This is a genomic window from Xanthobacter aminoxidans, assembly GCF_043193615.1.
In the GTDB taxonomy this organism is placed as follows: domain Bacteria; phylum Pseudomonadota; class Alphaproteobacteria; order Rhizobiales; family Xanthobacteraceae; genus Xanthobacter; species Xanthobacter aminoxidans.
The window spans coordinates 444,078-460,677 of record NZ_JBAFUS010000002.1; the positions used below are offsets into that span (position 1 = coordinate 444,078).

Sequence of the window (16,600 nt, forward strand, 5' to 3'; positions counted from 1 at the left end):
TCCGGCGTGCTGGCTGGCACTCACTCTGCGGTGGGAGCCACCTCGAACAGGCAGTGGTCGAAGCCCTCGGCGGCGCATTGCACCTCGCGCGCCTGAAGCCGGCGCGGTGCGCCTGCCTGCTCGCAGACGAATTCCAGCGCTCCGGCCAGCCACGGCGCGAACATGTAGCAGAGCTTGCGGCCAGCGCCCTTCGTCGCCTCGGTGACGAAGGAGGAGTGATCCAGCCGGATCGTCCCCGTCCCTGCCACCGGGTCCAGCGCGAGGATGGAGAAGCGCCCCCAGCCGCGCTGCGACAGCCGTTTCATGTAGTGCGCGAACACGTCGGTGCCGGCGAGGCCATAGACCTGCGCCTGCCGCTCGCACCACACGAAGGCCGAGAGCCGGCCGGCGGGCGCGAGCGTCGCGTCGAACGCCTCCGCCCCCAGCGCCGCCTCGATGGCGAAGTGGTTGTTGTTGTAGAAGTGCTGCGGCACCAGGATCATGGGCATCTTGTCCACGAACCAGCGGCCGGTGGCCTCGTCCACATCGATCTCGATTTCAGGCTTCGCCATCGGGACCTCGCTCCGGAGCAGGGGGACTCACTTCCCCCACACATCCTTCAGCAATTGCAGCCAGTTTCCACCCATCACCTTCTCGATGCGCCCCGTGGACCAGCCCCGCTTCTCCATCGCCGCGGTGAGGTTGGGGAAGTCGCCGATCACGCGGAAGCCTTCGGGATTGATGACCTCGCCGAAGTCGGTGAGCTTGCGGCCATTGCCCTTGTCGTGGGTGATCCAGTCGAAGAAGGGCTTGCCGTAGCCCTGGGTGAAGTCTGTGCCCACGCCCACCATGTCCTCGCCGGCGATATCGATGACGTATTCCATCGCCTCCACATAGTCCGCGACGGTGGAGGCCGGCCCCTTCTTCAGGAAGGGTGGGAACATGGTGACGCCGATGAAGCCGCCCTTGTCCGCGATGAAGCGCAGCTGCTCGTCGGTCTTGTTGCGCGGATGCGCCTTGAGGCCGGCCGGCAGGCAGTGGGAATAGGCGACGCGCTGCTTGGAGGCGAGGATGGTGTCTTCCGAGGTCTTCGGGCCGACGTGGGAGAGGTCGCACAGGATGCCGAGGCGGTTCATCTCCGCCACCACGTCGCGGCCGAAGTCGGAGAGGCCGCTGTCGCGGCCCTCGTAGCAGCCGGAGCCCACCCAGTTCTGGGTGTTGTAGGTCATCTGGATGATGCGCACGCCCAGCTCGTGGAACAGCTCGAGATATTCCAGGTGATCCTCGATGGCCGTGGTGTTCTGCCAGCCGAGGATGATGCCGGTCTTGCCGTCCTCTTTCGCCTTCAGAATGTCGGAGGTGGTGTAGACCTGCGAGATGAGGTCCGCATTCGCCGCGAAATCCTTCTTCCACCGGGCGATGTTGCGCATCGTCTCGGTGAAGTTGTCCCAGATGGAGCAGGTGCAGTTGGCGGCGGTGAGGCCGCCCTTGCGCATGTCCTCGAAGACGGGACGGGAGAAGTCGGAGATGATGAGCCCGTCGATGACGATGAGCTTGTCGTGAAGGTCGGACACCGGGTTTTCCCCTTTATTGGAAACGAAATTCAGGAAGGCTCAGGCGGCCACCAGCGTTCCGGCGTTTGGGTGCCAGGAGACGCGCACGGGCTGGCCGGGCTTGAGCGGTGCGGGGCCGCCGACGGCGGGTGAGGGGCGGCGGGCGATGAGGGCGAGGCCGGAGGCGGTGGCCACGCGATAGTCGATGACGAGGCCGCGATAGGTGGCGAGCTCCACCACGGCGGGAAGCGCGTTGTGGTCGTCCTCCGTGCCGTCTAGCACCAGCCGCTCCGGCCGCACGGCGAGGGAGAGGTCGCCGGAGAGGCCCGCCGGATCGACACGGACCTCCTCACCGCTCGCCAGCCGGAAGCGGCCGACACCGGCGAGTTCGCCGGGCAGCAGGTTCGTCACGCCCATGAACTCGGCCGCGAAGCGCGAGGCGGGGCGGCCAAAGAGGTCGTCCGGCGAGCCCTGCTGCTCGATCCTGCCATTGCGCATGAGCACCACGCGATCAGCCACCGACAGAGCCTCGTCCTGATCGTGGGTGACGAAGATGGTGGTGATGCCGAGCTGCTGCTGCAGGGTGCGGATCTCCGTCTTCATCTCGTGGCGCAGCTGGGCGTCCAGGTTGGAGAGCGGCTCGTCCAGCAGCAGCACGTCCGGCTCGATCACGAGGGCGCGGGCCAGCGCCACGCGCTGCTGCTGGCCGCCGGAGAGCTGCTTGGGCAGGCGCTCGGCGAGGTGGGAGAGCTTCACCCGGTCCAGCGCGGTCTTCACCTTCGCCGCAATCTCGGCCTTGGGAAGCTTGCGCATCTGAAGCCCGAAGGCGACGTTCTCGGCCACGCTCATGTGCGGGAACAGCGCATAGTTCTGGAAGCCGAAGCCCATGTTGCGCTTGTTCGGCGGCAAATGGGTGAGGTCGCGCCCGCCCACGAGGATGCGTCCCTCGGTGACGGGGATGAAGCCGCCCACCATGCGCAGCGTCGTGGTCTTGCCGCAGCCGGAGGGGCCGAGCAGGGCCACCAGTTCTCCCTCGCCGATGGTGAGGGAGACATGGTCCACGGCGGTCATGGCGTCGTAGCGCTTGACGATGGATTGCAGCACGACATCGGACATGGGGCTCGCTCCTCAGAAGGCGCGGGAGAGGCGGGCGTAGCGATCCGACACGAGGAGCAGCACGCCGATGATGAGGATCTGCACGGTGGCCACCGCCGCCACCGTCGAATCCAGGTTCCATTCGAGATAGGAGACGAGCGCGATCTGCAGCGTGGTGCGCCCCGGCCCCACGAGGAAGATCGACTTCTCCAGATCGATGAAGGAGATGACGAAGGAGAACAGCGCGGCCGCCACGATGCCCGGCTTGATGATGGGCAGCGTCACCCGGAAGAAGGTGGTGAGCCGCCCCGCCCCCAGCGATTGCGCCGCTTCCTCATAGGACGGGCTCATACCCACCAGCGAGGCGGTGACGAGCCGCACGGTCCACGGCAAGGCGATGAGGCCGTGGGCGACGAACAGGCCCGGCAGGGTGCCGGAAATGTCCACGTCCAGCAGGATCTCCAGCTCGATGAAGGCCATGAACAGCGCGGCGCCGCCGACGATGCCCGGCACCACCATGGGCGAGAGCAGAAGCGTCTGGATGGCATCGCGCCCGGGGAAGCGGTAGCGCACCAGTGCGAGGCTCGCCGGCACGCCGAGCGCCAGCGAGAGGGCCACCGCCACCAGCGCCGTCTCGACGCTGGTGATGAAGCCGTTGCGGAAGGAGTCGAGCTGCCAGGCGCGCGCGTACCAGTCCAGCGTGTAGCCCGTCGCCGGGAAGGAGAGGATGCGGTTGGCGAAGAAGCTGACCCAGATCACCGCGCCCAGCGGCAGCACCACGAAGGCGAGCACGAGGGCGGTGATGGCGGCATAGATGCGGTTGACGGCGAGAAGTCCCATTTGCCCCTCACTCGCTCCAGCGCCGGTAGCGGCGCTGCACCAGGACGTTGGCGGTGGTGGTGAGCACCAGAGTCACCGCCATCAGCACGAAGGCGAGCGCCGCGCCGAACGGCCAGTTCATGGCTTTCGCCACCTGCTGGTAGACGGTGGGCGCCATCATGTGGAAGCTCGGCCCGCCGATGAGGACGGGCGTCGCATAGGCGTTCATGGAGAGGATGAAGCAGAGCATCGTCCCGGCGAGGATGCCGGGCAGAGCCAGCGGCAGCACCACGCGCCACAGCACCGTGAGGTGGGAGGCGCCGAGCGACTGCGCGGCGGACTCAAGGTTCGCGTCGATGCCCTCGATGACGCTCTGCAGCGTCACGATCATGAAGGGCAGCAGCACCGAGACGAGGCCGATGACCACGGCGGTGGGCGTGTACATGAGCTTCACCGGCGAGAGGCCGACGGCACCGATGACGGCGTTGAACAGCCCCTTGTCGCCGAGGATGACCATCCACGCCGCCGTCCGCACCGCATTGCCCATCAGGAGGGGCAGCACGATGAGCAGGAGCAGCCGCCCCTTCCACTTGTCGCTGGCCTGCCGCACCAGAAAATAGGCGACCGGGAAGCCCGCCACGAGGCACAGCAGGGTGGAGAGGGCGGAGATCCACAGCGTGGTGCCCAGCACCTCCTGATAGAAGCTGTCGGCGAAGAAGCGGGCGTAATTGTCCAGCGTCAGCGCCTCCACCATCATCTGCCCCGGCACGAACCGGTTCAGCGAATAGCGGAACATGAGCGCCAGAGGCCCCATCAGCGCGACCAGCACGAAGATCGTGGCCGGCGCCGTGAGGCCGTAGGCGGGGGCGAGCCGCCGCCCCTCCCGCCCGCGCGGTGCGGGCGGAGACGTTGTTGCCACCGGCGCGGTGGCGCCGGAGCTTGCGGAGGAGGTCATGGGGGCCTCGCTCAGCGGGCGATGTTCTTGTTCCACCACTCCAGCCATTCCGCCGTATTCTTGGCCACGTGCGCGTAATCGGGGAACTTCAGTGCGGCGGCCTCGGCGGCGGTGAAGTCCACCTTCGCCTTGAGTTCGGGCGAAAGCTCCGCCTTGCCGTTGGCCGGGGCGTAGAAGCTCGCGCCGGCAAGGCCGGCCATGGCTTTCGGGTCCAGCATGGCGTTGAAATAGATGTAGGACAAATCCGGGCTCGGCGCCTTCTTCGGCAGGGCCGCGCCGAACATCACCGCGATGGCGCCCTCGGACGGATAGCCGATGGCGAGGGGGGCGCCGTCATTGGCCCATTGCAGGCCGCGCGCCTTGTAGTTCACCGCGATGTCGACCTCGCCGTTGACGAGGCCGGCGCCGAGCTGCTGGTGGGCGGCATAGATGCGCGGCTGGGTGAGTTCTTTCAGCTCGAGGAGGCGCGCCTTGCCTTCCTCGGTATTGGTGACGTTGCCGCCCTTAATCAGGCCGGCCATCATGATGTAGTTGAAATAGAGCTGGTTGGTGAGGCCGATCTTCCCGGCCCATTTCTTGTCCCACAGCTCGGCATAGGACTTGGGCGGCTTCGGCACCTTGTCCTTGTTGTAGATGATGGTCACGCCGCTGTAGAGCCACGGCACGAAGAAGGGCTTGGACTTCAGCGCGGGGACGACGTTCGCGTAGTTGGGCACCTTGGAGAAGTCGATGTTCTCGATCACCTCCTGCCCGTACAGCTCGACGCTGTCGCCCTCGTTGATGTGGATGACGTCGATGGTGCCGCGGCGCAGCCGCTTCTCGGCGATCAGCTTCGCCTTGCGCTCGGGCTCCATGCCGAGGTCGCGGACGATCTTGATGCCCTGGCTCTCCACGAGCGGGGCTTCCACGAACTTGATGGTGCGCTCGTTCCAGTCGCCGCCCCAGTTGGAGACGACGAGGGTCTTGTCCTGCGCGCGGGCGAGGCCGGGCATGGCTAGGGCGGTGGCGCCCGCGCCGAGGCCGGCAAGGACGGCGCGGCGGGAGGGAGCGCCGGTGAGCTGGGTGATGAGCTTGGTCATGTTCGCCTCTGGATTATGATTTGAAGTCGAACGCTTAAAACCGGCGGCGCTGGGGGCGCCACCGGCAGGTCTTGTCAGAAGTACTTCGGCCTCACGCGGCCGCCTTGGACTTGCCGCCCACCTCGTCGAGATAGGCGATGCAGCGCTCCAGCGGCTCCACGTCGGCGAACTTGGCGTCGATGTCGAACAGGTTCCACGCCACGGCGCCGGGCACGCGATCCCCGATGCATTCCTTCACCGCGATGGTGCGGAAGCCCTCGGCGAGGCCGTCGCACAACGTGGTGCGCACGCAGGCCGAGGCGGTGACGCCGGTGACGAGGATGGTGTCCACGTTGTTGGCGCGCAGGAAGCCGGCGAGATAGGTGCCGTGGAAGGCCGAGGCCCGCTTCTTGATGAGCACCTGCTCGCCTGCCACCGGCTCGATGCGGCTGTCGATGGCCCACAGCTCGGGCTTGGCCTGGTCCACCACCTCGATCGGGATCTTGTGGTGCCACAGGCCCATGTCGGTGGCGGTCTTGGTCTCGTCCGTCACCTGGTAGCAGGTGGTGACATGAACCACCGGATGGCCGTTGCGACGGCAGGCGGCGAGCAGCGCCTGCACGCCGGGGATGATCTGGTCGTCGATCTTCTCGCAGGTGAACGGGTTGCCCGGGCGGGTCCACGCATTGGCGAGGTCCACATTGATGAGCGCCGGCCGCCGGCCGAAGCCGACCCGCCGCTGGAAGCCGTTGCGCTGGTACAGCTGGGTTGCCTGCTCGAAGGCGCGCGTCAGCGCTGCGTCGAGGTCTTCCTCGAAGGCCATGTCCTTGATCCCTGATGGTTTTGTGCCCGTTGCCACCGGGCTCGCAGGGAGAAGATTGGGCGAGGTCAGTCGGCTTGGGAAATTCTAATTTCGGCGCTATTGATATCTTTTGTGGTATCAATAGGCATGCGCTTCGATCTCCGCCACGTCCGCTGCTTCGTGATCCTCGCCGAGGAGCTGCATTTCGGCCGCGCCGCCCAGCGCGCCCACATGACCCAGCCGGGCATGAGCCGCCTCATCCGCGATCTGGAGCAGGATGTCGGCGTGCCGCTGTTTGCCCGCACCACCCGCACCGTGGTGCTCACCGAGGCGGGGAAAGCCTTCCTTGCGGAAAGCCGAGAGGCGCTGGCGCGGCTGGAGCGGGCGGTGACCAGCGCGCGGCGCACCGCGGGCGGCGAGGTGGGCGTGCTGCGCATCGGCTACATGGACTTCGCCATCAACGGCCGCCTGCCGGAATTCCTGAACGCCTTCAGCCGCTACCGGCCGGAGATCCGGCTGGAGCTGTCGTTCACCCCGACGCTGCAGCAGCAGGAGGCGCTCCTGGTGGAGCGCATCGACATCGGCTTCATGATCGGGCCGTTCGAGGAGGCGGGCATGGAGAGCTACACCTTCGACGACCATCGCTACGTGGCGCTGCTCCCCATCACCCATCCCCTCTCCAACGTGCGGGTGCTGCGCCTCGCCGACCTTGCCGACCAGCCGTTCGTGCTGGGCTCGGGCGAGAACTGGGGCGCCTTCCGCACCGCCTTCTTCGCCGTCTGCCACCGCGCCGGCTTCACCCCGCGCATCGTGCAGGAGGCGTCGTCCTCCGAAGGCATCTTCGGGCTGGTGGCGGCGGGGGCGGGGGTCTCGGTCTATGCGAGCTGCGTGCGCAACCTGCAGCGGCGCGGCATCGTCATCCGCGATCTCGACGACGTGGCCGACAAGCTCGTCACCTGCGCCGCCTGGGCCACCCCGGTGCGCGCGCCTGCCGTGACGGTCTTCACAGACTACATGCGGCGGGTGTGGGGCGGGACTTGAGCGTTGCCTCCGCTCAAGCGCCGCGCGGGTTTTTGACATGGCTTTCGCTCAAGCGCCGCGCGGGCTTCTGGGGCAGCGCAGCCCCCTCAGCGCGCCTTCGGATAGAGCGGGGCGAGGCCCCGCGCGGTGCGTGCCTTCGTCGGCTTCAGGGCAGCCTTCCGCTCCGCAGTGAAGGCGGAGCGGAAGCCGCGGCCGTCCCAGGTGTCCCCTTCCCCTGCATAAAGGTGGCGGCTGACCTCATGCAGCGCCGCCGCCATGGCCGGGGTGCGGGCTGAGGCTGTGCCCGAATGGCCGGGCCCTGAGGCGCGGTTCCAGTCGAGATAGGCGCGATAGGCGGCCGTGGCGTGGCCGGCCTCGCACGCGGCTTCCACCGCACCGGCGGCGGCCCTTTCATCCGGCGCCATCACCATCGGCCGGCGCACGGCGGGGCGCGTCGGTGTCGGGCGGCCGGGCCTCGCAGGCGGGGCGGCGACGGGCCGCTCCGGCGGCTGGGGAATGGCGCTCGCCCTGCGTCCGGCGCGCCGGCCGGAAAACAGCAGGAAGCTGGCGATGATCACCACCACCAGCGCGATGGCGGCGATGTCGCGCCAGGGCAGGGGGGCGTCGTCGCCCGGTGTCGCCTGCGGCTTGGGCGCGGACTTCGCCGCCGGCGCCGGGGGCGGGGCGAGACCGGCGGGATCGGCCGATCCCGCCACCTGCAGCGTCACCGGCGGCAGCTGGGCGGTCTCGGCACGGTTGGTGGCGATGTTCCACCAGGGCACGGTGACGGCGGGCAGCGTGATCGATCCGGCACGGGTGGGCACGACGGTGATGTGGACTTCGGCGACCGCGCCGGGCGCGCCGCCCACCTGGGCCGCCTCGGGATGCTCCTCGTCGGCATATTGGCGCACGCCGTCCGTCTCCGCCGGCTTCAGCGGCGGCAGCTGGGCGGGGCTGGCACCCTGCACCTCCAGCCGCAGCGTGCGGGTGAGGGCGACACCCACCTTGGCCTTGGCCGGCGGGCTGCTCCAGGTCTCCTTGAGGCGCACCGCGCGGGCCGGCAGGAACCATCCGGTGACGCCGGCCGGGCGGGGCAGGATCGTCACCTCCACCGGATTGGCGAACACCGTGACCTTGCGGCCGGAATCGAAGCCGCCGCCGAGCCACGGCATGGCGGGGCGGCCCAGCGCCCGCGCCTGCTCCTGCGCGCCCGGCGGGGACGTGGGAATGGAGGCGCGCAGGGCCACCGAGGAGATCTGGATGGTGCCGGTGCGCTGCGGCCGCATGATGTAGCGCAGCTCCACCACGCGGTAGCGCTGGCGGCCGTAGATGCGGGAAAAGCGCTTCAGCGTCCCGTCGGGGGTGAAGGTGGCGCCGTCCGCCGCCGGCTGGTCGGCCGACGCCTCCAGGGCGCCCACGCGGTCATACATGCGCACGACCACGGGAATCTCGCTCTGGAGATAGAAGGGCGGTGTGCCCAGCACATCCACGGAGAGGGCGATGGGGCCGTCGTCCGGCGGCTCGGCGGTGGAGCCGGGCGCCACGTTCATCTCGATGGGCGCGCTCGTCTCGCTGCCGAGGGTGAGGGCCGGGATGACGAGATGGCCGGCGCGCTTGGGCGCCAGCGTCAGCACCCACTCGTTCACCTCCACCATGCGGCCGTTCAGGCTCTCCATGCGGCTGCGCTTGCCGCGGTCGAGGATCTCGAAATCCTTGTTGAGGGGGCTGATATTGGGCGGCTCGAGGCTGTCCCGGCCGATGACGCTGAGCACCAGCTCGAAGGTGTCGCCCTGGTCCGCCGGCGGCTTTTCCACCGTGGCCTTGAAGGATGCGGCGAGGGCTGCCGTCGCCCCCAGCGCAAGGGCGAGGGAGATCAGGCCTGTGCGGAGCGCGGCACGGATCATTGCGCGTCTCCCTCGGAGAGGAACACGGGCGCGCCGGTATATTGGGAGCGGATGCGCGCGCGCAGCAGCCCGCCGGGATCGTCCGGCACCTGCCGCAGCGCCTGCTCGCGGCTCTGGTCGTCGTCGCTGAACGCCACGGTCGGCGGCGTCTGGGGCGCGGGCTGGGCCGGCTTGGGCTGGGCGACCTGGGCGGGCGAGGGCGGGGGCGCGGCGAAGGCTGAGTTGGGGTCCTGCTTGCCCGCCTCCTGCCCGTCGCCCTTGTCGTCCGGCATGGGCGGGGGCGGCTCCTTGGGCGTCACCGGCGCGGCGGGTATGCCGCCGGCCATGGCCTCCGGCTGCTCGGACGGAGGCTGCTGGGGATTCTGCAGCGGCGGCTGGGCCGGCGGGGAATCGGGCGGCGGCGCCTGCTGCGCCTGCTCCTGCGGCGGCGGCTCCTGCGGCGGCTGCCGGGGCGGGGGGGGCGGCTGTTGCGCCAGCTCGGGCGGACGGCGCGGCGGCAGCGGCGCAGGCGGGGGGAGCGGGCCCGGCTGCGGGCCGTTCTGCGCCTCCTGCGGCTTGTCCCCGCCGGGCTTCTGGTCCTGCTTCTGCTTCTGGTCGGACTTGGGGTCGGGCTTCTGGTCCTTGTTCTGGTCCTTGTTCTGGTCTTGCCCACCGCCGCCGCCGGCCTGGTTCTGCTTCTGCTTGTCTTCCTCTTGCTTCTTCTTCGCGTCGATCAGCTTCTGCACGAGGTCGCGGTTGAATTTGGCGTCGGCATTGTCGGGGTTTGCGGCCAGCGCCTTGTCGTAGGCGGCCACCGCCTCCTCGAGCTGCCCGGCGCGCGCGAGCGCGTTGCCGCGGTTGTAGTCGCGGCCCGGCAGGCGGGAGAGCGCGGCGGAGGCGCCTGAATAGTCGCCGGCCTTGTAGAGCGCATCGGCCTTCCAGGCGGGGTCTTCGAACTTCTGCGCGGCGGCGGAATAGTCGCCCCGGGCGTAGTTCGCCGCGCCCTGCTGGTCGGGCCGCCACCACAGGTCGGCCCAGCTCTGCGGCAGGTTCTGCGACACGGTCTCCTGGATCGTCTGCGCCTCCGCCCGCTGCGGCGTCGCGAGGCCGCCGAGGGCCGTGACGGCGAGGACGGCGATCCAGCCGCGCCGGAACGCGAGGGGGGCGAGCAGCAGAGCGAGCAGCAGCACGTAAGGCCCCATGTCCGCCCACACGTCGGCGGTGAAGCCTTCGCTGTCGGTGACGGCGCCGTTCGATGTCGCCACCGGGGGCAGGGCCGCGGCGATGTCGCGGTCATCGGCGGTGAGCGGCGTATAGGCCCCCTGTCCGGCGGTGGCGATGGCCTTCAGGGCGGCGGTGTCCACCGCCGGCGCGCCGTTGGCGCCATCCGCGCCGACGCCGATCACGTTGACCTTGTAGCCCTCCGCCGCGGCCGCCTTCGCCGCCGCCTGGGTCTTGCCCGGCTCGTCGCCCGGCCCGTCGGTGACGAGCAGGATGCGCCCGCTGGCCGCCCCGGCCCCCTTCAGCAGGTCGACGGCCATGGCGATGGCGGCCTGCGGGCGGTTGGCATTGCCGCGCATGAGGCTGGTGGAGAGGTCCGGCAGCATCTGCGCCACCACGTGCGCGTCCTCGGTCAGCGGCGCGGCGGCGAAGGGGATGTCGGAATAGAGCACCAGCGCCACCTCGCTGCCGCGCATCTGCTGCAGCACGTCGGCGATCTTGTAGCGGGCGGCGACGAGGCGCGAGGGGCTGGCGTCGGGCGCGTTCATGGTCGGCGAGAGGTTGACCGCGATCACCAGCGGATCGAGCCGGCCCGTCACCGGCTGCGGCAGCTTCTGCCAGGTGGGGCCGGCCATGGCGAAGGCGGCGGCGACCCAGCCGGCGAACAGCAGCACGGCCGGCCATTGGCCCGAGGCGCGCCGTCCCGGCAGGGCGAGGTGAGCGAGGAGGTGCGGGTCCACCTCGCGCGCCCAGTCGTTGCGGCCCTCGCGCAGGCGGTGGTGGAGCAGGCCCGCGAGGATCGCCGCGGGCAGCAGCGCCAGGAGCCATTCCGGCCGCAGGAAGTGGAAGCTCGCCATCAGCGCGCCTCCGCAACCGGCAGCGCCGGGGCATCGGCCGCCGGGCCGTCCTGCGGCGCGGGCGCTTCGGCCGCGCGGCGGGCCGGCAGCCGAAGCAGCACGGCGGCGGCGAACAGGAAGCTCGCGACCAGCGCGGCGCCGAGCGGCCAGAAGAACAGGGTGAGGGCCGGCCGCACATATTGCGGATCGCCGGCCACCGGCTCCAGCTTGTCGATCTCGGCATAGATGCCGGCCAGGGCCTGCTGGTCGCGGGCGCGGAAATACTTGCCGCCGGTGAGGCCGGAAATGGCCTTGAGCGCGCCCTCGTCGAGGTCCGAGGACGGGTTCATGGGCGCGCCGGGGATGAACTCCCCGGCATCGGAGCCGACACCGATGGTGTGGATGCGCAGGTGCTCCTTGGCGGCGATGGCCGCGGCCTGGAGCGGATCGAGCACGCCTGACGTGTTGGCGCCATCGGTCAGCAGCACCACCACCCGCTCCTTCTCCGGCCCGTCGCGCAGGGTCTTCACCGCGAGGCCGATGGCGTCGCCGATGGAGGTGTTGCGCCCGGTCATGCCGATGGTGGCCTGCGCGAGCAGTTCGCGCACCGCCCGGCGGTCGAGGGTGAGGGGCGCCTGCACATAGGCGCGGGTGCTGAACAGGATGAGGCCCACCCGGTCGCCGGCGCGGCGGGCGATGAAGTCGTCCGCCACCTTCTTGACCACCTGCAGCCGGTCCATCGGCTGGTTGAGGGCGAGGTCGCGCTGCGCCATGGAGGCGGAGAGATCGATGACCAGCATGATCTCTCGCCCCTCCACCGGAACCTCCACCGGCCGGCCCACATAGATGGGCTGGGCGGCGGCGATCACGAGCAGGGTCCAGATGAAGGCGAGCGCGGCGAGGCGCGTCTTGCGCCACGCCGGCCGGCCCGGCGTCACCAGCCCGGCGCGGGCGAGGGCGGCGAAGAAGGGCAGGCGCAGCGCGCCGGCCTTCTGCTCGCGGGCGCGGGGTATCGCGAAGTAAGCGAGGAGGGGGACCGGCAGCAGCGCCAGCATCCAGGGCCAGGCGAGCGTGATCATCGGCGCGCCCGGATATGGCGCCGCACCGCGTCGGCGAGGGTGGCGGGGGTGATGCTGCCGGCGGCGACCTGCTCCGCCGTCTGCGCCGGCATGTAGGGGGCGCGGGCGAGGAAGGCGGCTTCACGCGGGGCGAAGGGCGCACGGCCGGTGACGAGCAGGCGGGCCCAGGCCTCGCCGGTGAGCGTCGCCTTCGCCTCGCCGGACTCGGCACGCACCAGCCGGCGCAGCACGTCCGAGGCGGCGACCGCGACGGCGTGGGTATCGTCCGGTTCGGCGCGGCCGACCTCGGCATCGAACATCTTCAGGGCCTTGTAGGCGAGCGTCTGCCGCCAGCGCCATTCGCGCACGGCGAGGATGATGAGCACCAGAACCACCAGCCCGGCCAGCACGTACCAGCCCGGCGCCAGCGGAAAGAGGGGCACGTCCGGGGGCAGATGGATGTCGCGCAGCGCCGCCAGCGGGTCCTCGGCCGATCCCGGCACGGGCGGGGCGGGCGGCGCTCCGTTGAGGAAATCCGGCGTCTGGAAATTGGGCGGTGTCGCCGCCGGAGCACCGCCGGGCGCAATGAGCTGGGTGGGGCCGGCGGCGGCCCCCGGCGTGGTGGTTGCGGGCGGGACGGCAGGGGTGGTCATCGCGCCGCCGTCCGTCCTGCGCCAGGGGCGATCGCCCCGGCTGCGCCGGCGCGCGCCGAGACGGCCGCCTGCCGCATCCGCTCGGGGTTGAGGACTTCCGCCGGGTCGCAGCCGGTCTCGAGGTCCATCAGGGTGAGACCGCGCTCGCGGCAGAGGCGCTCCAGCGCGCCGCGTCGATCGGCGAAGCGCCGGGCATAGCCCTCCCGGGCCGACGCGCGGCTGTCGTCGAGGCGGGCGACGGCCACTCCGTCGGTGACGGGGAAGACGCCGCCGGAGGGCATCTGCGTCTCCAGCCGGTCATAGACGAACAGGCAGGTGACGTGCCCGTCCAGCGCGATGCGCCCGAGCTCGCGGGCGGCGTGCTCGTCGAGGTCGGCGAAATCCGAGACGAGGAAGATCAGCGTGCCGGGCTTCACCAGCGGACGCAGCCGGGGCAGCGCTTCGCCCAGCGTCGGTTCGGAGCCGGGCGGGCCGAGGCGCTCGGCCGTGGCGTCGGCGATGGAGCGCACGAAGGCGAGGATGCGCCGGCGGGTGCGTTCGGCGCGCAGCGCGATGATGCCGGAGGGGGAGAGCACCAGCCCGCCCACCCGGTCGCCGCCGCCGATGCCGATCCACGCCAGCACCGCCGCCGCCTTGGCCGCCAGCACCGACTTGAAGCAGTCACGGGTGCCGAAGCGCATGGAGGCGCGCGCATCCACCAGCACCAGCACCGGGCGCTCGCGTTCCTCCTGGAACAGCTTGGTGTGCGTCTTGCCGGTGCGGGCCGTGACCCGCCAGTCGATGGTGCGCACGTCGTCGCCCGGATGGTAGACGCGCACCTCGTCGAACTCCATGCCGCGGCCGCGGAAGGAGGAGCTGTGGCCCCCGTAGAGCTGGCTGCTGACGCGCTTGCCGCCCGAGAAGCCGCCCTGCACGCGCGGACGCGCTGCCACCAGGTCGGCGAGGCGGGCAACGACGCCCCGGAGCGGATCGCGCTCGGCCATGGCGTGTGTCGCCTCAGCCCACCGGCACGCGGGCGAGCAGCAGGTCGATGAAGTCGTCGCTGGTCACGCCGTCGGCCTCGGCCTCGAAGGTCATCAGCACGCGATGGCGCAGCACGGGCTTGGCGATGGCCTGCACGTCCTCGGGAATCACATAGTCCCGCTTGCGCCGCCAGGCATGGGCGCGGGCGCAGCGGTCGAGGGCGATGGTGCCGCGCGGGCTGGCGCCGAAGCCGACGAGGCCCTGGAGATCCGCTCCGTAAAGTTCGGGACGGCGCGTCGCCTGTACCAGCTGGAGCAGATATTCCTCTACCTGCTCCGCCATGTGCACGGCCAGCACCTCGCGCCGGGCGGCGAACACCACTTCCTGCGGCAAGGGCGCGCCGAAATCCGGCGACTCGCCCCGGGCCTCGCCGCGCACGAGGCGCAGGATCTGGCGCTCGGCGTCGAGATCAGGGAAATCGATGCGCACATGCAGCAGGAAGCGGTCGAGCTGCGCCTCGGGCAGGGGATAGGTGCCTTCCTGCTCGATGGGGTTCTGGGTCGCCATCACCATGAAGAGCGGCGGCAGGCGGCGGGTGGTGCGCCCCACCGTCACCTGACGCTCCGCCATGGCTTCCAAGAGCGCCGACTGCACCTTGGCGGGCGCGCGGTTGATCTCGTCCGCCAGGATGAAATTGTGGAACACCGGCCCTTCCTGGAACTGGAAGCTGCCGTCTTCCGGCCGGTAGATGTCGGTGCCGGTGAGGTCGGAGGGCAGAAGGTCCGGCGTGAACTGGATGCGCTGGTCGGTGAGGTCGATGGCATGGGCCAGCGCCTTGATGGCCTTGGTCTTGGCAAGGCCCGGCGCGCCTTCCACCAGAAGATGGCCGTCGGCGAGCACGGCGATCAGCAGCAGTTCCACGAAGGCCGGCTGACCGAGGATGCAGGCATTCATATAGACCGAGAGGTCGTCGAAGGCGCGGGCGAGGCTGCTGCGGTCGATGACCGGCGGGCGCGGGCGGGCAGACGAGGCGGCGGGCGGCTCCCGGCGTGCGGCATCGAGGAAGGACGCGTCTCGGCTCGTGCTCATCTCTTGCTCGCGCTCGACTCTCGGGTTCGGCCACGGGGCCCGTCGGCGCCATGGCGGGGCGGCTGCTCCCCCTGCACCACCGCCGGGAGAGCGCCTCATCGGCTCCTTATAGCGTCGCGGCTTCCGCGTCACACCTTATCTTGCGTTCATTTTTGAGGGATGGCGCCATTTTCTGCCCGGCCGCGCCGGTGCCGGAGGGGCATACGGCGCAGCGGCAGACGGAGGGGCAGACGGGCGTCTGTGTCGCTTTCATTCCAGTTTGCCGTCGCATTTCCACGAGAGCCGGGCACCGGGCAGGCGCATTGTCGCGGTCGAACAGGGGACACCCCCGGTTTCTCCATTCAGAGACCCCCATGCGCCGCTTCTCCCTTCCTACCCTCCTCGCCGAGGCGCTGAATGCCCACAAGGGCTGGAGCCGCCAGTGGCGCAACCCGACGCCCAAGCCGGCCTACGATGTCCTCATCATCGGCGGCGGCAGCCACGGCCTCGGCGCCGCCTACTACCTCGCCAAGGAGCATGGCATCCGCAACATCGCGGTGCTGGAGAAGGGCTGGATCGGCGGCGGCAATTCCGGCCGCAACACCACCATCATCCGCTCCAACTACCTCTATGACGAAAGCGCCGCCCTCTACGAGCACGCGGTGAAGCTGTGGGAAGGGCTCTCGCAGGAGCTGAACTACAACGTCATGTTCTCCCAGCGCGGCGTGCTGATGCTGGCCCACAACCAGCACGACGTGCAGAGCTTCAAGCGCCACGTCTATTCCAACCGCCTCAACGGCATCGACAACGAGTGGCTGACGCGGGAACAGACGAAGGAATTCTGCCCGCAGCTGAACATCTCGCCGGACATCCGCTATCCCGTGCTCGGCGGTGCCCTCCAGCGGCGGGGCGGCACGGCGCGGCACGATGCGGTGGTGTGGGGCTATGCCCGCGGCGCAGACGCGCTCGGTGTCGACATCATCCAGAACTGCGAGGTCACGGCCATCCATCGCGGGCCGGACGGCGCCGTGACCGGGGTGGAGACCACGCGCGGGCCGATCGGCGCGAAGAAGATCGGCGTCTCGGCGGCGGGGCACACCTCCATGGTCATGGCCATGGCCGGGGTGCGGATGCCGCTGGAGAGCTTTCCCCTTCAGGCGCTGGTCTCCGAGCCGGTGAAGCCGTGCTTTCCCTGCGTGCTCATGTCCAACGCGGTGCACGCCTACATCTCCCAGTCCGACAAGGGCGAGCTGGTGATCGGCGCGGGCACGGACCAGTACGTCTCCTACAGCCAGCAGGGCGGTCTCCACATCACCACCCACACGCTGGACGCCATCTGCGAGCTGTTCCCCCAGTTCACGCGCATGAAGATGCTGCGCAACTGGGGCGGCATCGTCGACGTGACTCCGGATCGCTCGCCCATCATCGGCAAGACGCCGGTGAAGGGTCTCTATGTGAATTGCGGCTGGGGCACGGGCGGCTTCAAGGCGACGCCGGGCTCGGCCCATGTGTTCGCCCACACCATCGCTCGCGACGAGCCCCACCCCGTCAACGCCCCCTTCACCCTCGACCGCTTCCGCACCGGCCGCCTCATCGACGAGGCGGCGGCGGCGGCGGTGGCGCATTGAGATCAGGCC

Annotated in this window: 15 protein-coding genes; 2 read left to right on the top strand and 13 right to left on the bottom strand. The window is 69.9% G+C overall.

Features of this window, described 5'->3' with window-relative positions; all coding sequences use genetic code 11:
- Positions 1-20 precede the first annotated feature (20 nt).
- From V5F74_RS11075 to V5F74_RS11105, 7 genes are all read right to left on the bottom strand, one after another.
- Positions 21-551 (bottom strand): DUF5943 domain-containing protein, encoded by a 531-nt coding sequence (locus tag V5F74_RS11075; protein ID WP_394008024.1) that lies wholly within the window; start codon positions 549-551, stop codon positions 21-23.
- A gap of 27 nt (positions 552-578) precedes the next feature.
- Positions 579-1,553 carry a dipeptidase gene (locus tag V5F74_RS11080; RefSeq protein WP_394008026.1) on the bottom strand — a complete coding sequence of 325 codons (975 nt, stop codon included), beginning with the start codon at positions 1,551-1,553 and terminating at the stop codon, positions 579-581.
- Positions 1,554-1,592: 39 nt separating this feature from the next.
- Positions 1,593-2,648 (bottom strand): ABC transporter ATP-binding protein, encoded by a 1,056-nt coding sequence (locus tag V5F74_RS11085; protein WP_394008028.1) that lies wholly within the window; start codon positions 2,646-2,648, stop codon positions 1,593-1,595.
- A gap of 12 nt (positions 2,649-2,660) precedes the next feature.
- Entirely contained in the window at positions 2,661-3,467 is an 807-nt protein-coding gene (locus V5F74_RS11090; RefSeq protein ID WP_029554920.1) for an ABC transporter permease, read from the bottom strand.
- Between the two features lie 7 nt (positions 3,468-3,474).
- A complete protein-coding gene (locus V5F74_RS11095; protein WP_394008030.1) occupies positions 3,475-4,401 on the bottom strand; it encodes an ABC transporter permease in 927 nt (308 codons plus the stop codon).
- An 11-nt stretch (positions 4,402-4,412) separates the two neighbouring features.
- Positions 4,413-5,480 carry an ABC transporter substrate-binding protein gene (locus tag V5F74_RS11100; protein ID WP_394008032.1) on the bottom strand — a complete coding sequence of 356 codons (1,068 nt, stop codon included), beginning with the start codon at positions 5,478-5,480 and terminating at the stop codon, positions 4,413-4,415.
- 91 nt (positions 5,481-5,571) lie between these two features.
- Positions 5,572-6,282, bottom strand: a complete 711-nt coding sequence (locus V5F74_RS11105; protein ID WP_394008034.1) for an isochorismatase family protein — start codon at positions 6,280-6,282, stop codon at positions 5,572-5,574.
- Positions 6,283-6,408: 126 nt separating this feature from the next.
- Here V5F74_RS11105 and V5F74_RS11110 point away from each other — a divergent pair, with 126 nt between their 5' ends.
- Complete coding sequence (locus tag V5F74_RS11110; protein ID WP_029554916.1) at positions 6,409-7,302, top strand: LysR substrate-binding domain-containing protein; 894 nt, start codon at positions 6,409-6,411, stop codon at positions 7,300-7,302.
- A gap of 86 nt (positions 7,303-7,388) precedes the next feature.
- Here the strand turns inward: V5F74_RS11110 and V5F74_RS11115 are convergent, their stop codons facing one another.
- The 6 genes from V5F74_RS11115 to V5F74_RS11140 are packed head-to-tail and all read right to left on the bottom strand — an operon-like array spanning position 7,389 to position 14,849.
- On the bottom strand, positions 7,389-9,185 hold the full coding sequence (locus tag V5F74_RS11115; protein ID WP_394008037.1) for a BatD family protein: 1,797 nt from the start codon (positions 9,183-9,185) through the stop codon (positions 7,389-7,391).
- Positions 9,182-11,242, bottom strand: a complete 2,061-nt coding sequence (locus tag V5F74_RS11120) for a VWA domain-containing protein (RefSeq protein ID WP_394008039.1) — start codon at positions 11,240-11,242, stop codon at positions 9,182-9,184. Before V5F74_RS11120 ends, V5F74_RS11115 begins: the two co-directional genes overlap by 4 nt.
- On the bottom strand, positions 11,242-12,300 hold the full coding sequence (locus V5F74_RS11125; protein WP_051678690.1) for a vWA domain-containing protein: 1,059 nt from the start codon (positions 12,298-12,300) through the stop codon (positions 11,242-11,244). The genes V5F74_RS11120 and V5F74_RS11125 overlap by 1 nt, the downstream gene beginning before the upstream one ends.
- Positions 12,297-12,932: a DUF4381 domain-containing protein gene (locus V5F74_RS11130; protein ID WP_051678689.1), complete on the bottom strand. Its 636-nt coding sequence runs from the start codon at positions 12,930-12,932 to the stop codon at positions 12,297-12,299. The genes V5F74_RS11125 and V5F74_RS11130 overlap by 4 nt, the downstream gene beginning before the upstream one ends.
- On the bottom strand, positions 12,929-13,915 hold the full coding sequence (locus tag V5F74_RS11135) for a DUF58 domain-containing protein (protein WP_394008041.1): 987 nt from the start codon (positions 13,913-13,915) through the stop codon (positions 12,929-12,931). The genes V5F74_RS11130 and V5F74_RS11135 overlap by 4 nt, the downstream gene beginning before the upstream one ends.
- A gap of 13 nt (positions 13,916-13,928) precedes the next feature.
- Positions 13,929-14,849, bottom strand: a complete 921-nt coding sequence (locus V5F74_RS11140; RefSeq protein WP_051460815.1) for an AAA family ATPase — start codon at positions 14,847-14,849, stop codon at positions 13,929-13,931.
- A 488-nt stretch (positions 14,850-15,337) separates the two neighbouring features.
- Here V5F74_RS11140 and V5F74_RS11145 point away from each other — a divergent pair, with 488 nt between their 5' ends.
- Entirely contained in the window at positions 15,338-16,591 is a 1,254-nt protein-coding gene (locus tag V5F74_RS11145; RefSeq protein WP_394008043.1) for a sarcosine oxidase subunit beta family protein, read from the top strand.
- Positions 16,592-16,600 lie beyond the last annotated feature (9 nt).